Here is a 15,080-nt window from a genome sequence, read left to right on the forward strand (position 1 = left end):
TTTCGAATTTATTGAATATTAAAGTTTTGATCATCTGACATTTCAAACTCGAGCGTTCCTCCGTTGATTAGATCAACATGTGAAAGTCTGAAATTTTCAATTTGTTTGCCATTCAGTCGAATGGATTTTACATAGCAATTTGTATCTGAATTTCCGGGGGCCAAAATCCGGAGTTTTTTGCCATTTCCCATCCTGATGGTTATTTTTTCGAAGACGGGCCCCGACACCGCATATTCGGGTAATGACGGGCAAACCGGGTAAAAACCGATGGCGCCAAAAATATACCAGGCCGACATTTGCCCCGAATCGTCGTTCCCGCTCAATCCGCCTGGACCGGTACTGTATTCTGTTTTCAGGATATTGCGTACCTCCTTGGCCGATTTCCACGGCTGGCCCGAATACACGTACATAAACGGAATTTGGTGTCCGGGTTCGTTGCCGTGCCAGTATTGGCCTTCGGCAAAAAAATCATCGAGTGTCCGGTTAAAAATCTCCTTTCCGCCCATCAACTCAATCAAACCCTCCACATCCTGCGGAACATACCAGTTGTATTGCCAGGGAGTACCCTCGGTGATGTAAAACATCTTTTTGTACCTGTCGAATTCTTTGGTGAACGTTCCGTCGGCAAAACGTCCGTTCATATTATTCACGGCTTTGTCAAACACGTTCCGGTAGTTTTGCCCGCGTTTGGCAAAATGCTCGTAATCTGCTGTTTTACCCATCTTTTTGGCAACCTGCGCAAGGGTAAAATCGTTGTAGGCATACTCCAGCGTGCGCGAAACCTGTTCTTTTTTGTGAAAAGCTTCCTCCACCGGGTCTTCCAGCGGAATGTACCCATATTTCAGGTACGATTGCAAAGCCCGGCGGCCTTTCCCGTCAACGTATTCTTCAAAAGCGGCGGGCGTTTCATTGGCATTGTGCTTCATCAAACCATATTCTTCCTCCGTTAACCCAATAACGTCTTTCATATAGGCTTCGCCAACAATTGCAACGGCGTGGTCGCCAATCATGGCGGCAGTATAGCTGTTCCATTGCGGAAAAATGGGGACCCAGCCCCGTACTTTTCCCATGACCAGTATTGATTTCACCATATCGGCATTCTCATCAGGGGCGATCAAATTATACAAAGGATGTAACGCCCGGTAAGTATCCCAGGCCGAAATGTCTCCATAATAATTTCCGTCGCAGATGGTGTCGGTCTGGTCGTTGCCGTCGAACCGCGGATATTGACCATCAACGTCGTTGTAAATCCGCGGCTGCTGAAATGAATGGTACATGGCGGTGTAAAATTTCACCAACTCATCATGATCCGAAGTTTCAACCTCAATTTTCGACAGCGTTTCGTTCCAGGCATTTTTCAGGTTTTGCTGAACGGATTCAAAATCGAAACCGGGAATTTCGGCATCAAGATTTTTACGCGCCTGCTCGATACTCACAAACGAAGTTCCGATTTTCACCTTCACCTGTTCGCCTTTTTTTACTTTGAATGAAAAATAAGCCCCGAGATCGGGTTGATTCTTCAATTCTTTTGTTCCCCCGCTAACCTGGTCTTGGGTGTAAACGCCATAAGCATCGGCAGCTTTTTCCATCTTCATCACAAAATATCCTGAAAATCCGGCCGGCCTGCCCCATCCCTGGTAGATCCGGTGAACCGGATTATAACCGACAATTTCGTTCTTCTCCGGAATTACCTGAACAAAACCTTCGCCTTCGTCACTGTTCGGATTGACCACCATGTGCCCGTCCCCTTCATTTTGAAAGGTAAAACGCAACAGCCCGCAACGGGTGGTGGCTGTCATTTCAGCAATAATCTGATAACTGCCAAGCTCTACTTGATAGTAGTGCGGCCCCGAAATTTCGGTGTCGTGGCGGTATACAGAGCCTCGCCTGGCCGGATCGCAAACCAGTTCACCCGAAATTGGCATCACGGCCATTGACCCGTATTCCTGGGTACAGGAACCACTCAGCCAGTGTGAACCACGGAAGCCGGTAATCAGCGTGTCGTTGTAATAATAGGCCGAAACGCACTTTTTTTCGGTATTGGTGGTTTGAGGCGACCAGTTGGTCATCGCAAAAGGCACAGTCACCGACGGTTGAACCATCGCATTGTTTTCGGTTCCGCCACCGTGTTTTAAGCCCGATTCAGTGGTGGTTGGCGCGGTTCCGATCATTGGATTTACATACTGGGTAAAGTCTTTTTCCGGTGTTTTTTCAGAAGTTTGGCAAGCTGCCAGAAAAAGCAGTTGAATTAAAGTAATGAAACTAATTTTTTTGAGCATCTATGTTTTTTTAACGTGTTTCGTTGTCATTCAATCCATGTATTGTTCTTCGGCCCGATTTGGTGAAAAGGGATGGGACTCAATCCATACCTTGCTAAAAATTCGGACGTGCAACACTGTTCCGCTGTTTTTCCTTCCGAATCCACAGCCCTGTTGTCAATCAAAATCTGAATTCCCGCTTTATTCCGCAGAAACTGATTTTTGCAATCCACGATCAGGTTATTTTTCACCGTGTTTACATCGGCATTTTCCCTGATGAATTTTAGCTCGGGATATTTACTGAGATATTGTGACGACCGGGTATCAACATCCTCATAAATTTTCTTCTGTATTTCAAGCGTATCCAGTTCTTTTAACCAACGCTCTTCTCCCCAGCGGTGAAATGTAACAGCGGCATTGCATTTATAAAAAAGGTTATTTTCCACCAAATTATCTTTTCCACCGTGTATTTGAACACCGCCAAACTGAACTGACCCGCAACGTTCGAAAATGTTTCCGAAAATGAGTACGCCCGAAATCATATCGTCGAGCCTCACGCCGGCGGCGCCGCTGTGGGTTCCGCCCGTTATGTCGGCCCAACGATTGTACCTCACCACCACGCCCCGGTACGACGGGTTGTACCACATGTCGAGCGCCCCCTGGTCATCCGATTCATTTACCACATGGCTGACGTCGTTGTATTCGATGGTAAAATCGTTGCCCTCCAGCCGCATCGCCGACGACGATGAATATCTGAAGCGGTTGTTGGACACCCGCATTCCACAGCCATCAAGATGAACTGCAGGTTCATACGTGCGTTTAAACAGCGAAAAGTGTTCAACAAGGGTATTTTCGATGAAGTGGTTGGCTGGTTCCAGCGTTTGACGGTTTCCACCTTTCATATCGATTCCTCGGAAACCAAGCGTACGGACAAGGCAGCCTGAAACTCCGTGTTGCAAACCACCATCCACCTGAATTCCATCGCGGCCAAAACGTTCGAACCGGCAATCTTTCACCAGACAATTTTTCCCTCCTGAAATGAAAACAGCACTGCCACGGCTTTCCTGAAAAGTGAGTCCTTCAATCGTTACATTCGAACAGTCTTTCAACTCAACCATAAAAGGTGCATTAAAAACCGAAAGTGTAACCATGGCTTTGTTTGGATTCACTCCAATCGGCGGATACCAGTAAAGTTTTCCTTCGGTACGATTGAGATACCATTCGCCCGGCTGGTCCAATTCACAAAAAAGGTTCAGCCCAAAATAGGACAGGCTGTCCTTAAATCCATAATGATGGTAGGGTTCAGCAAGATGCAGGATTTTCAAAATCGTATCGATTTTGCTTACTTGCTGAAACTCATCAGCCCAATCCCAAAACCAGTAGCCTCCCAGGTAAACTTCCTTTTCGGCGGCCCAGCGGTTTTGCCTTTGATCGGTATATTCAAATAAGCCTTCTTTGGCGCCCCGCTTTCTCATAAAAGTGGGAGGCAATTCAGTGGGGCCTTTTACCAGACCTGCCTTGGCAAAACCATGATTTGGCCAGCGTGAAAGGGATTGCAATTGCCCGTTGCAAAACAGCTCCGGCCGGTTTCCCGGTTCAATCGGATTGCCGTAATCCAGAATACCGATACGCTTCAGGTCGGTTACAAAAATGTTGTTTTTTGCTTCAGCAGGCAGCATTTCGCACTTCGATTTATCTTTCAAAACCTCCCATTCGCTCAATCGGCGGCTCCCGGTAAAAACCGGTTTCGCGTTTTCAGAAGCTTTGACGATTATTCTATTGGTCTCGTCTCCAAAATCTTCACATGAAAAAACAACCGCCTGTTCAAGTGGGTACATTCCATGACCAACAGAAATGATCACGGTGCTACCTGAGGTTTCGTTCAAAATAAACCTGGCAAGCTGCTTCGCCTTTTCAAGGCTTTTTAAAGGCGCATTGACCGTGCCCGGATGATTGTCGTTACCTTTTGGCGAGATAAAAATTTCGGTTGTATTGGTTTTCTCCGATGCTGAACTTTCGCCGAAAGCTGAGGCAACTCTCAGAAAAACAACCAACAAGATGACGACTCTTCCAAAAAATTTTGTAACTGAAAATATACTCATTGTCTTATAAAATTGTCAGTTTCAACCCCAATCCATTGCTTCCCGAAATTCCCCTCATTCGAACATCAGCAAGTTAGTTCTTTTGACAATCTAAGAAAAATTGTTTCCAAGATAGTTCAGGAAAGGAACATAAAAAACCTACAACAATTACCGCCCGGGACGAGTTGTTGGATGAGACATTAAAAAGAACGAGGCTGCCATCTTCATTGGAGCCTCGTTCTTTTTTTTTACGAAGGCAACATTATTTATTATATGCCTGATTTTGTTGCTGTTCAACTATTGGAACCTGCCAATAGTAGTCGGAATACGGAGGCTGGATCGGAGAAAACTTACCTGGATCCCGGTCGCTAATGCCAATGGGTAAGCGCAGGCCGATTAAATAATAGGTACGATCGCCATTTTCACCGGCCAATTCTTTAATACGCTCGTTATGGATATCGTTTGCAGTAAGAACATTGGCATCGATATCCGCCAGTCCTGCGCGCCGCCGAACGACATTCACATCTGCCGCTGCCCCGATCTTATCACTTGCATTGAACCGGAGAATTGCACGGGTAAGATACACTTCGGCAAGGCGGATACACGGACGGTTGGCGTAACGGTTGGCCGATGTTCCGTTGGCAGCACGGAAATATTTGTCCAGCCACACATGCGGTTCTTCTATCTGAACAGACGCGTTCGGGTCGCCGTTGGGTTGGCCATAGGGTTCGTATCGGCGCCACGTTTGACGGTACCTTTTATCTTCACGGGCCCCTTCTGTTTCCGTATAATCCCCATTCTTGCCGTCAACCATCCATCCGATTTGTTTTAGCGTGGAATAGCTCATGGTAAAGGTGGAATAATTCCCGGTTCGAACTCCGTTATAAATGTTTTTTCCAAAAATACCGGGAATGCGGTCAAACTCACTTGTTGAAGTGTTAAAGGCTATTTCCCAGATGATTTCCCTGCAAATCTCGGTTCCGGTGCGGTTAAAAGCAGCAATGGGATCTTGTAACAAATCGTATAAACCGCCATTTTTTGCTCCGTTTTCAATGATATAATCACATTCTGCCTTTGCTTTTTCATGTTCGCCCATCATAAAATAGGTTCTGCACAACATGGCTGAAGCAGCAAATTTGTTAGCACGGCTGCGGCCTTCCCCTTCCACGTAATCTTCAGAAAGTAGCTTTTTGGCATCTTCCAGGTCTTCCCGGATGCTTTTCCAAACTTCGGCTACCGAGCCAAGGGGGGCATTTTTCAATTCAGCGGCATTACTGACATACGACCGGCGTAATACAAAATACCGTCCTTCGTTACTGCCCTGCGGATCGAAAGGCGGCGCATACAACCGGGCCAGATACCAATAAGCCACAGCGCGCATAAAAAGCAATTCTCCTTTGAAACGTTTCACCTTTTCCCGGTCTGCAGGCACCATTCCTTCAAACGGGTCCACACCTTTTGCTTCAGCGTCGTTTATTAACTGCAGCGGCGCGTTGGTTGCTGTAACCATCGTATATAAAGCCCGGAAAACATTATAGACTTCTTTATCAGGCAATATACTGTTATACTGCCGGTTATAATACTGCACCGCATAGTTGTTCCCCTGCTGGGCTTTGGTAAGAAGCTGAGGAATGTCGGATTGTGCGAACTGCACTAAAGACAATGTGCCCAGCGGGTTAAACCAAGGCTCCATCTCGGTCATGTAACGGTAAGGTTCACGTACGGCCAATTCCAGTTCCGAAGCACTTAACCACGGAAACATGCTGGGCCGGTCCAACTCAAAATAGTCCTTGCAGCTCCATCCTGTAAATACTAAAATGAGGACTAAATAATATTTAACTATATTTTTCATCGTACTTCCAATTTATGATCGTTTAGAATTTAGCATTGACACCAATAGAATAGATTTTTGCCTGCGGCAAATCTTTAAATACGACCACGCTGCTGGAAGAATTTCTGCCAATTTCCACCTCGGGGTCGTATCCTGTAAATTTGGTAGAAGTAAATAAGTTGGTTCCGTTCAGGTAGATACGGACATGTTTCATACGGATAGCCCTGGTGAGGTTCTCCGGAAGCTTGTAACCGATTTGCAGGCTTTTCAACCGAAGATAATCCCCTTTTTCAAGATACATGCTATTGGGTGTTTGGTTTTCGCTTGCATACTTGACAGCAACGTCTGTCGGATTGCCATTGTCGTCGTAAAAATAGCTGACTGCGTAAGTGGTTTGAGGCCATTTAGCATCGTCGCCCGGGTTCTGCCATGTGTCTGTGAGCAAATCTTTCGACAGGGTAAGTAAGCCTGTATTCGGGGTCATAATACTCTGTCGCAGCCGGTTATAGATATAATGGCCGCCTGCAAATGACCAAAGCATGTTTATGTCGAACATTTTATAAGAAAACACCGTGTTTAGCCCGCCGTAGAATTTTGGGATGGAAGTTTTACCGTCCAGTATCATTCGGTTTTTGTTAATGTTATTTTCCGTTCCCGGAATAATATTTCCGGTGTGTTTGGTCGACCCGTCTTCCTGTACGGCTACTTCATAAATCATCGGAATACCTTTTTCCCTGTCCACTCCGGCAAATTCGGCCATATACCAGTTCCCAATCGGCAAGCCTGTTCTGGTGATGGTTCGGTAGTTGCTGTCAGCATCCGCTTCGGGCTCAATGCCTGCCCCGTTTTTGTCAGACTCGGGGTCCAATGCAAGTACTTTATTTTTGTTGGTAGAAAGGTTACCGCCCACGCTCCACATGAAATTTTTATTGTTGATTATTACGGCATCCATGTTAAATTCGATCCCGTAGTTTTCCATTTTGCCAACATTTTGCCAGATGTAGTTACCTCCCCTGATCCCGGCCGATTCGGGCAATGGCACTTTCATCAACATGTCGGTTATTTCCTGCCTGTAATAACCTACTGAGCCGTTTATCCTGTTTTCCAACAAACCGAAATCAAATCCGGCATCTACCGAAGTGGTCGTTTCCCAACGAATGTGCTTATTTCCCAAGGTGCCTAATGTACTGCTGTTGAATCCCATGTGCGAGCCCGAACCAGAAGTGATTGACCACACATCGTTGGTAATTCCGGTTGGCACGTTCGTGTTTCCGGTTTGTCCGAAACTACCTCTCAATTTAAGCAGATTAATCGCTTCGATATTGAAGAAGTTTTCTTCAGAAATAATCCACCCCAAAGAGCCCGATACAAATGTCGTCCACCGGTTTTCTCCAATAAATTTGGAAATACCATCCCTCCTCATACTGAACCCGGCGTAATATTTATTTTTAAAATTGTAATTAGCCCGGCTGAAGATCCCCATCAAATAGGATTCACCACCTAACTTGCTGCTTCCCGACAAGGTAGTTGGAGTGCCAATTTCATGAAAAATACCTACCAACCCGTCGCCCCTCAATAAAGTGGTATGAACATTCGACCGGGTACCTTCCACGCCGGCAACAAGATTCAGTGAGTGTATATCCCTGATACTAAAATTATAACTGAGATAACTGTTATAATTTAATATCGCCGTTTGAATCTTGCTTTCCTGTGCTACCGCTCCCAGTTCCCTTACATTTTTACTGATCCACGAAAGCCCTTTGCTGTTTACGTAGTTCATCCCCAACTCACCCTTCAGAAACAATCCTTTCACGGGCAATTTCAACGAGGCGTTCAGCCCGGTGATCACGTTGATCGATTTCAGGTTACTTTCGGAGTTACGGGAATCAATACCTGCAAGTGCGTTGGTGTATGACTGCGAATTCCAATACCCGTTAATTCCTTCAGGATCATAGACTTTCATCCAAGGCAGGGAATTCGAGTTTACCTGCGCCCAACCCCCTGCTCCTTGTTTACCGTCACTTGATTTTACGCGGTCATTGTCGGTGTAAGAGATAATGGCTTTATACCCCAGGTCGAGTATATCCAGTGCTTTATAGTTCAGGTTGACATTGGATGACAAGGTTTGCAGGTCGCTGAATTTAAAGATGCTGTTATCTTTCCGATAATTCAGCGACAAATAGGAAGTCACCTTTCCCGAACCATTGCTGGCGGCAATCCGTGCATCAAAAAAACTACCTAAACGGCTAATGACATCAGCCCAATCGGTACTGGTATTGAGCGCCTCGTCGCGCGTCATTGAAGTTGCGACATTATCCAACTGTCCGAGACTTTGTATCGGTTCGTACAAGCCATTCATGCGACTGTTTTTTCTCACTAAATCCATGATTGCCACATACTCAGGACCCGATGCCAGTCCAATATCGGATTTGGTCCAGTTACTTACGCCGCTACTGATATCAACATCGAAAGTATTTATTCCATCCTTTCCTTGTTTGGTAGTTACCACGATGACACCGTTGGAACCTCTCGATCCGTAGATTGAGGTGGCGGCAGCATCTTTCAGTACCTGAATGGATTCAATGTCGGAAGGGTTGATCATCGAAAGAATGTTTTGGCCGGTCTCCCCATTGTAACTTTGGTCGAGTGTTCCGCTGGTAACCGGTATTCCATCAACAATCCACAGCGGGTCGGTGCCCGAGGATATTGAATTGATACCCCGTACTTTCACCTGAACCGGCGCACCAGGCACACCAGACGAAGTAACGGTAACCCCGGAAGTAATTCCCTGTAAAGCTGCATCCATCGACACTGGTTGGATCTTTTGGATATCTTCCGAATTTAAGGTTGCGATTGATCCCAGAAAGTCTCTTTTTTTCATTGTTCCATAACCAATCGCAACAACCTCCTCGATACCAACCGTTTCTTCGGACATAATCACATTAACAATCGTTTTTCCTGCAACCGCCATTTCCTGCGTCCGCATTCCCACAAATGAAAAAACCAAGGTTGCGTCTCCCGGAACGTTCGGCAGTGAATAATTTCCGTCACCATCTGTTATCGTTCCTTGCGTAGTACCTTTTATCATTACCGTTACGCCAGGAAGCGAGACTCCGGCGGAGTCGGTTATTTTGCCGGAGATTGCCTTTAATTGCAGTGCATTATTCCCGAATCTTTCATTTTCAGAAAGGATGATCATCCTCCCTTTTATCGAATACTGAATACCGGTTTCTTTAAAAATATCGTCCAGGATTGCACTAACCGATTCATTTTCGAAAAGAACAGAAACTTTCCGGTTCAAATCAAGGTATTCGGAGCTAAATGCAAAACGAAATTCGCTTTGGTCTTCAATGGCTCCCAAAACTTCCTTTAAACTTACGTTTTTGTAGTCCAGGCTCAGCTTCGAGTTTTGGCTGTACACGCTGGCCCCCGCAGAAAACAAACCCATTAAAATGAAAAGCACAGACAGTTTCATAATGATTAAAATTTTTCGCATCTGCCGCCAGATGCCGGGGACATACCATCCCCTTGTTTTACAATCTTTTTTCATAAATTTGTGTTTGTAGATTAAAAAATTCTCTTCATTTGCCGTGAAGAGTTTTATTTGACAGGAAAGTGTTGTCGCACTTTCCTGTTTTTATTTCTTCCTCAAATAAATTACTTCTCCTTCCTGATAAGCTTTCGCCTGTGCAATTGCCAGCAACATCTCCAACACATCACCAAAATCTTCATTTTTGATTGAAAAAGTCACTTTATAATCTTCCAGCCCTTCTTCCAAAACAATTTGTTGGTTATACCTTTTCTGCAACTTTGCCACGGCATCTTTCAACGGCTGATCATAAATATGGATGATTCCGTCGCGCCACGACGTATATTTTTCGGCCACAACTTGACTGATTTTGAAATTATTATCTTTCTTGTCGTACACCATCATTTCATTTGGACGCAAGCTTGCAAATACATTCTTACTGTCTTTACCGGTTAACTCAACCGAACCTTCCACCAAAATAACTCTGATTTCCCGCTCGTCAGGATAAGTTGCTGCAGTAAACCGGGTTCCCAGAACTTTTACGTTAATTTCGCCGCACGAAACCACCAAGGGAAGGTTGCGGTTTTTGGTCACATCAAAATAAGCCTGTCCTGTCAATTGAATATCCCGGTTATTTATGCCGAACTGGTTGTTATAGGTGATGCTCGAACCGGAATTCAACCACACGACCGACTGGTCTGGAAGCAGTGCTTTCGATATTTGTCCGTTTTCGGCTACAATCGTGTTGTAAGTATGCAGCTGATGAACCGGTTTTCCATAAAAATAAAGGCCTCCAAGCGTTATAGCCAACAAGACAATGGCGGCATATTTATAAAAGTGCCGGACAAATTTGAGCCTGTCAATTTCCAGCGCACGCTCATTCAATAGTTTCAGTTTGAATTTATCGAGTTCCTGCAAGGTATGCGGAGGGATGTCCTGCGCATCCGGGTTTGCTTTCCACTCACCTTTTATCCGTTTATATTCTGATTGGTTCTCGTGGTTGTCGAGCCATGAAATTAAGCCAAGCATTTCATCGCGCGATGCCTTGCCCTCTAAATAATTTTTGATTGGTATTTTCATCTTTTTCGGTTCTCGACATGGAGTACAACCAATTTTGAAAAACCCTACCGGAATTGGGAAAAAAATTTCAAACCTCGAATTTGGAACCAAATAAAAATTTACCTGCAATATTGATCAGACTGGCAATGTAAGCGTCTATTGAAGCAGTAAATAAAGAAGAACAGCAAGTGAGGCGAATCGTTTTTCGAGTTTCGATTTTAATTCAAGTTTGGCCTCATGCAGGTGTTTCTCAACGGTTTTTACAGAAATGCCCAGTTCGTCGGCAATTTCTTTTTGTTTGAACCCCTGAATTTTATTTTTGATAAAAATCTCCTTTTTCCTTCCCGGCAATGCGTCGATAGCCTCCTGAAGCGCTTTGATCAACTGCTCTTCAAGCGCCGGTTCTTTTCGCTCGGTAAAATCGATTTGATACAAATATTGCAATTCGTTGACCGCCACATCTTCGTGAAATGAATCAAAATAATGACGCGAATGTTCTTTCAGATAATTCAGGCATCTGTTTCGGAGAGAAACAAAAAGCAAACTTTCCACCGATTTACGCGGATCAATCCTTTCCCTGTTTCTCCACAAGGAAAAAAAACATTCCTGAACGATATCTTCCGCATCCGTTCTATTTTTTATAAACAAACGGCAATAACCCATCAGCCGGGGATGAGTTTGTTTAAACAACACGGTAAATGATTCCGCATCGCCTTTTCTGAGTTTATCGTTCAAGAATCCGTCCATCAATTTGAATCAGTGTCTGCAAAGAACTTAAATAAAACGATAATCTCAAATTAAAAATTAATCACATTTGATCAATTTACCGCCGGACGCACATCCGGTCTTTTGGCTTGTTTGTCATCCAGTTTGCACTGGAGAGAAACAGGTAGATTTCCCAAATGCATGCAAGTCGAATTAACCTGACAGCCAAGTTAGTCCTGTGATTTGCAAACACTTTATTCTTTGCAGTTGTTATTTTAATTGCCAGATAAACACCACAAAAAATAACGTAAAAAAAATCAATTAACCGATCGCTTGCAGATCGTCGGCGTGGAATAAATCTGCACGAAGGATTTTTTCAGTCGTCCGAAACAATGCTAACTTTTTTTTCCATCGTAACAGAAAAAATTTTAAGAGAATATGGTAACGATTGATACATTCAGAAAAATTGCACTGTCGTTTCCGGAGGTTATAGAAGAACCGCATTTTGATAAAACATCTTTCAGGGTGAAAAAGAAAATCTTTGCAACCTATGACCAAAAAAATAAACGGGTCTGTATTAAGTTGTCAGAAGTTGATCAAAGTGTTTTTTGTTCTGCTGCCAAAACTGTCATCTTTCCGGTAGATAATAAATGGGGCAAACAAGGCTGGACACTTGTTGAAATGAGCAAAGTCCGTAAAGACCTGTTTATTGACGCATTAACAACCTCGTATTGCGAAGTCGCACCTAAAAGGCTTTCTGACCAAATCAGACCAAATGGCACCGGATAAAGAAAAAACAACTCACGATGGCAATTTTGAGTTTTTTCTTCAATGCTTATGCAACAGACCGGGATACCCCGGATACGAAGCTGAGTATACCTCAAAACCAAAGCAGACAAGCAGAATCTGTGACTATTGCTGTTGAAACACAGAAGGCACACCGATGCAACCAATGGGTTAAATACATCAGTTGGCAATAGAAAAACAGATAGCAGGCGAAAGTTTAGCTTTCACGACCGGAGTTGATCTCTTGCTCTGGCTCAGACAGTAGTTTAAGTTTGACATGACATTCGGAAAAATCCCGGATCGCAGACATTCATTTTGCCGGTGTAAGTGCAATGTGACAATCCCAATAAACTTGCCCGCTCCTTCATTTTATTAAAAAAAATTTGCGTAGCTAAATAACTACACATATATTTGTAGTCAAATAACTACACAATGAACTTACGAAGAGATGTTTTTCAGGCCATAGCCGACCCGACCAGAAGAGCCATTCTTCTGCTGGTTGCTTCGCAATCCCTGACTGCCGGCGCCATTGCCTCAAACTTTGACACCGCACGCCCAACCGTTTCAAAACACTTGCAAATACTCACCGAGTGCGAACTGCTTAAACAGGAGCAAAACGGCAGGGAAATTTACTATCACTTAAATCCCCAACGGATGAAAGAAATCGCTGATTTTATTGAACCATTCCGAAAATTATGGAACGACCGGTTTAATCAGTTGGAAGCCATCATGAAAAATTACCAATAGAATTGTTATGGAACAGAAAACAAAAATTTATGCCGAAGACGGTAAACAGGAATTAATTGTAACAAGGGTGTTTGACTTACCGTTGGAATTGCTTTTTAAAGCCTATGCCGACCCCCGAATTGTTGAGCAATGGATGGGTACAAAAGTAGTGAAACTCGAAAATAAAGACCACGGCAGCTGGCAGTTTGAAACATCAGACTCCCAGGGAAATGTCGTATTTCGGGCCAATGGGGTCATTCACGAGTTTGTAGCGAACCGGAAAATCACCCGGACCTTTAAAATGGAGAACACGCCTTTTGACGTCCAGCTTGAATTTTTTGATTTTGAAAAACTGACCGACAGCACCAGCAAACTTACCATGCATATCGTTTTCAGGTCAGTTGCACTCAGGAACCAATTACTGCAAATGCCATTTGCTCAGGGTATCCACATGGCGCACAACCGTTTGCAGGAGATTGTATATCAATTAAAATAACCTGTCATGACAAAAAGAAACAAGATTATTTACTGGATTGCTACGGTTTGGCTGGCATTGGGCATGTTGTCCACCGGAATTGTACAGCTAATCAGAATGCCCGAAGAAATAGGTGTAATAACCAGATTGGGCTATCCGGTTTATATCCTGACGATACTGGGTATCTGGAAAATACTGGGAGTTGCCGCGGTGCTTCTGCCTAAGTTTAACCTGGTAAAGGAATGGGCATATGCCGGCTTTTTCTTTGCCATGTCGGGCGCGGTATTTTCGCATGCGGCCAGCGGAAGTGACGCCAAAGAATTTTTCGGCCCGGTATTATTACTGGTTTTAACCGCGACATCGTGGCATTTCAGGCCTGCCAGCCGGAAAATTGTCTCAGTTAATCAATAAAAATATGAAGGGTATGAACAGCAATAAAAAGCAGTTGGCACCGGAACAACAAAAAGAATTACTCGGCATTTTGAAATCCCGGTTTGAGAAAAACAGGAACCGGCATCAGGAATTGGAGTGGACTCCGATACAGGTAAAACTGGAAGCCGGTACCGAAAAACTATGGTCGCTTTATGCAATGGAAGAAACCGGCGGTGAACCGGATGTGGTTGGGCAGGATCAAAATACGGGCGAATACCTGTTCTTCGATTGTTCGGCTGAAAGTCCAAAAGGCCGCCGAAGTCTTTGTTACGACCGCGAAGCGTTGGACGCAAGGAAAGAACATAAACCCCAAAACAGCGCGGTGGATTTGGCCACGGCAATCGGCATTGAACTTTTAACGGAAGAACAATACCGGGAACTGCAGCAATTGGGCAGTTTCGACACCAAAACGTCGAGCTGGGTAAAAACGCCTGCCACGATCAGAAAACTCGGCGGGGCACTCTTTTGCGACCGCCGCTACAACCAGGTATTTCTGTACCACAACGGCGCCGATTCTTATTACGCAGTCAGGGGATTCCGCGGTTCGCTAAGAGTCTGAATCGTACACATACAAAAAAGTTTGAAACAGTACAGACCCCAAAAAAACCGGCAGGTCTTCTCAAATAGACCACCTGCCGGTTAAAGGTCTGCAACTTACCGATAAGCATTTACTTCAGGCTGAAACGGGATCCCGGTGATCAAAAGCCGGTTGTTTGTTTTCCAGGTATCGTAACTCAGCTCGTCGCCAATGCACTTCAGGAAAACAGCTACACCCAGCTCCGAAAAAACAGAGACTTTGGTTTCTCTGACATTCGCATATTCGGGATAAACCAACTGAATACAAAAGTCCATCGCTATCGGCTCGGTTCGATGAAGCTGCACAAAAGAGTTCATCGTCACCAGGTCGCGTGGAACCTCGCACGGCCGAATCTGATCAGCAGCCATCAAATTTGCTTTCAACCGGCTGATATACCTGAAGCTGGTTGAATAGCGCCGCTCCACGATACGGATTCGTTTCATGAGTTCATTAAAATCGGTAACCGGAACAAACATCTACTTTCTCGTTTTCCGCGTGGGTACTTTCTCCGCTTCACGCTTTTGTTTCTTCTCGTCCCTTTTTTCTTTCAGACTCTTTTTAGGCTCCTTCAAGCCAACACTTTTCTTTGCCATAACTTTTTAGTTTTAAAAATCAGACATG

At 44.5% G+C, this 15,080-nt stretch carries 12 protein-coding genes; 5 read left to right on the forward strand and 7 right to left on the reverse strand.

Annotation, left to right across the window (positions count from 1 at the left end; genetic code table 11):
• Positions 1-8: 8 nt before the first annotated feature.
• From ACOIT5_RS01810 to ACOIT5_RS01835, 6 genes are all read right to left on the reverse strand, one after another.
• Positions 9-2,279 (reverse strand): GH92 family glycosyl hydrolase, encoded by a 2,271-nt coding sequence (locus tag ACOIT5_RS01810; protein ID WP_423128761.1) that lies wholly within the window; start codon positions 2,277-2,279, stop codon positions 9-11.
• Positions 2,280-2,305: 26 nt separating this feature from the next.
• Positions 2,306-4,360: a right-handed parallel beta-helix repeat-containing protein gene (locus tag ACOIT5_RS01815; protein WP_423128762.1), complete on the reverse strand. Its 2,055-nt coding sequence runs from the start codon at positions 4,358-4,360 to the stop codon at positions 2,306-2,308.
• A 241-nt stretch (positions 4,361-4,601) separates the two neighbouring features.
• Positions 4,602-6,191 carry a RagB/SusD family nutrient uptake outer membrane protein gene (locus ACOIT5_RS01820; RefSeq protein ID WP_423128763.1) on the reverse strand — a complete coding sequence of 530 codons (1,590 nt, stop codon included), beginning with the start codon at positions 6,189-6,191 and terminating at the stop codon, positions 4,602-4,604.
• 22 nt (positions 6,192-6,213) lie between these two features.
• Positions 6,214-9,720, reverse strand: coding sequence for a SusC/RagA family TonB-linked outer membrane protein (locus ACOIT5_RS01825; RefSeq protein WP_423128764.1), 3,507 nt, complete (start codon positions 9,718-9,720; stop codon positions 6,214-6,216).
• 87 nt (positions 9,721-9,807) lie between these two features.
• A complete protein-coding gene (locus ACOIT5_RS01830; RefSeq protein ID WP_423128765.1) occupies positions 9,808-10,779 on the reverse strand; it encodes a FecR family protein in 972 nt (323 codons plus the stop codon).
• A gap of 135 nt (positions 10,780-10,914) precedes the next feature.
• Positions 10,915-11,505, reverse strand: coding sequence for an RNA polymerase sigma-70 factor (locus tag ACOIT5_RS01835; RefSeq protein WP_423128766.1), 591 nt, complete (start codon positions 11,503-11,505; stop codon positions 10,915-10,917).
• 396 nt (positions 11,506-11,901) lie between these two features.
• On the opposite strand from ACOIT5_RS01835, the gene ACOIT5_RS01840 reads away from it, so the two are divergent.
• The 5 genes from ACOIT5_RS01840 (at position 11,902) to ACOIT5_RS01860 (ending at position 14,441) form a co-directional block, all read left to right on the forward strand.
• Positions 11,902-12,252 (forward strand): MmcQ/YjbR family DNA-binding protein, encoded by a 351-nt coding sequence (locus tag ACOIT5_RS01840; protein WP_423128767.1) that lies wholly within the window; start codon positions 11,902-11,904, stop codon positions 12,250-12,252.
• Between the two features lie 429 nt (positions 12,253-12,681).
• Positions 12,682-12,996 (forward strand): ArsR/SmtB family transcription factor, encoded by a 315-nt coding sequence (locus tag ACOIT5_RS01845; protein WP_423128768.1) that lies wholly within the window; start codon positions 12,682-12,684, stop codon positions 12,994-12,996.
• Positions 12,997-13,003: 7 nt separating this feature from the next.
• Complete coding sequence (locus ACOIT5_RS01850; protein WP_423128769.1) at positions 13,004-13,471, forward strand: SRPBCC family protein; 468 nt, start codon at positions 13,004-13,006, stop codon at positions 13,469-13,471.
• Positions 13,472-13,477: 6 nt separating this feature from the next.
• Positions 13,478-13,861 carry a DoxX family protein gene (locus tag ACOIT5_RS01855; RefSeq protein ID WP_423128770.1) on the forward strand — a complete coding sequence of 128 codons (384 nt, stop codon included), beginning with the start codon at positions 13,478-13,480 and terminating at the stop codon, positions 13,859-13,861.
• A gap of 13 nt (positions 13,862-13,874) precedes the next feature.
• Entirely contained in the window at positions 13,875-14,441 is a 567-nt protein-coding gene (locus ACOIT5_RS01860) for a DUF4256 domain-containing protein (RefSeq protein ID WP_423128771.1), read from the forward strand.
• Between the two features lie 95 nt (positions 14,442-14,536).
• On the opposite strand, the gene ACOIT5_RS01865 is transcribed toward ACOIT5_RS01860, so the two are convergent.
• Positions 14,537-14,935 (reverse strand): GreA/GreB family elongation factor, encoded by a 399-nt coding sequence (locus tag ACOIT5_RS01865; protein WP_423128772.1) that lies wholly within the window; start codon positions 14,933-14,935, stop codon positions 14,537-14,539.
• Positions 14,936-15,080: the final 145 nt, after the last annotated feature.

It is taken from the genome of Gaoshiqia hydrogeniformans (genome assembly GCF_049347105.1).
GTDB classification, from domain to species: domain Bacteria; phylum Bacteroidota; class Bacteroidia; order Bacteroidales; family Prolixibacteraceae; genus Gaoshiqia; species Gaoshiqia hydrogeniformans.

Bases quoted from the DNA above. Each gene is read 5' to 3' on its own strand.
- ACOIT5_RS01825 (WP_423128764.1), bottom strand. From the start codon at position 9,720: ATGAAAAAAGATTGTAAAACAAGGGGATGGTATGTCCCCGGCATCTGG.
- ACOIT5_RS01810 (WP_423128761.1), bottom strand. From the start codon at position 2,279: ATGCTCAAAAAAATTAGTTTCATTACTTTAATTCAACTGCTTTTTCTG.
- ACOIT5_RS01815 (WP_423128762.1), bottom strand. From the start codon at position 4,360: ATGAGTATATTTTCAGTTACAAAATTTTTTGGAAGAGTCGTCATCTTG.
- ACOIT5_RS01820 (WP_423128763.1), bottom strand. From the start codon at position 6,191: ATGAAAAATATAGTTAAATATTATTTAGTCCTCATTTTAGTATTTACA.
- ACOIT5_RS01860 (WP_423128771.1), top strand. From the start codon at position 13,875: ATGAACAGCAATAAAAAGCAGTTGGCACCGGAACAACAAAAAGAATTA.
- ACOIT5_RS01840 (WP_423128767.1), top strand. From the start codon at position 11,902: ATGGTAACGATTGATACATTCAGAAAAATTGCACTGTCGTTTCCGGAG.
- ACOIT5_RS01855 (WP_423128770.1), top strand. From the start codon at position 13,478: ATGACAAAAAGAAACAAGATTATTTACTGGATTGCTACGGTTTGGCTG.
- ACOIT5_RS01845 (WP_423128768.1), top strand. From the start codon at position 12,682: ATGAACTTACGAAGAGATGTTTTTCAGGCCATAGCCGACCCGACCAGA.
- ACOIT5_RS01835 (WP_423128766.1), bottom strand. From the start codon at position 11,505: ATGGACGGATTCTTGAACGATAAACTCAGAAAAGGCGATGCGGAATCA.
- ACOIT5_RS01865 (WP_423128772.1), bottom strand. From the start codon at position 14,935: ATGTTTGTTCCGGTTACCGATTTTAATGAACTCATGAAACGAATCCGT.
- ACOIT5_RS01830 (WP_423128765.1), bottom strand. From the start codon at position 10,779: ATGAAAATACCAATCAAAAATTATTTAGAGGGCAAGGCATCGCGCGAT.
- ACOIT5_RS01850 (WP_423128769.1), top strand. From the start codon at position 13,004: ATGGAACAGAAAACAAAAATTTATGCCGAAGACGGTAAACAGGAATTA.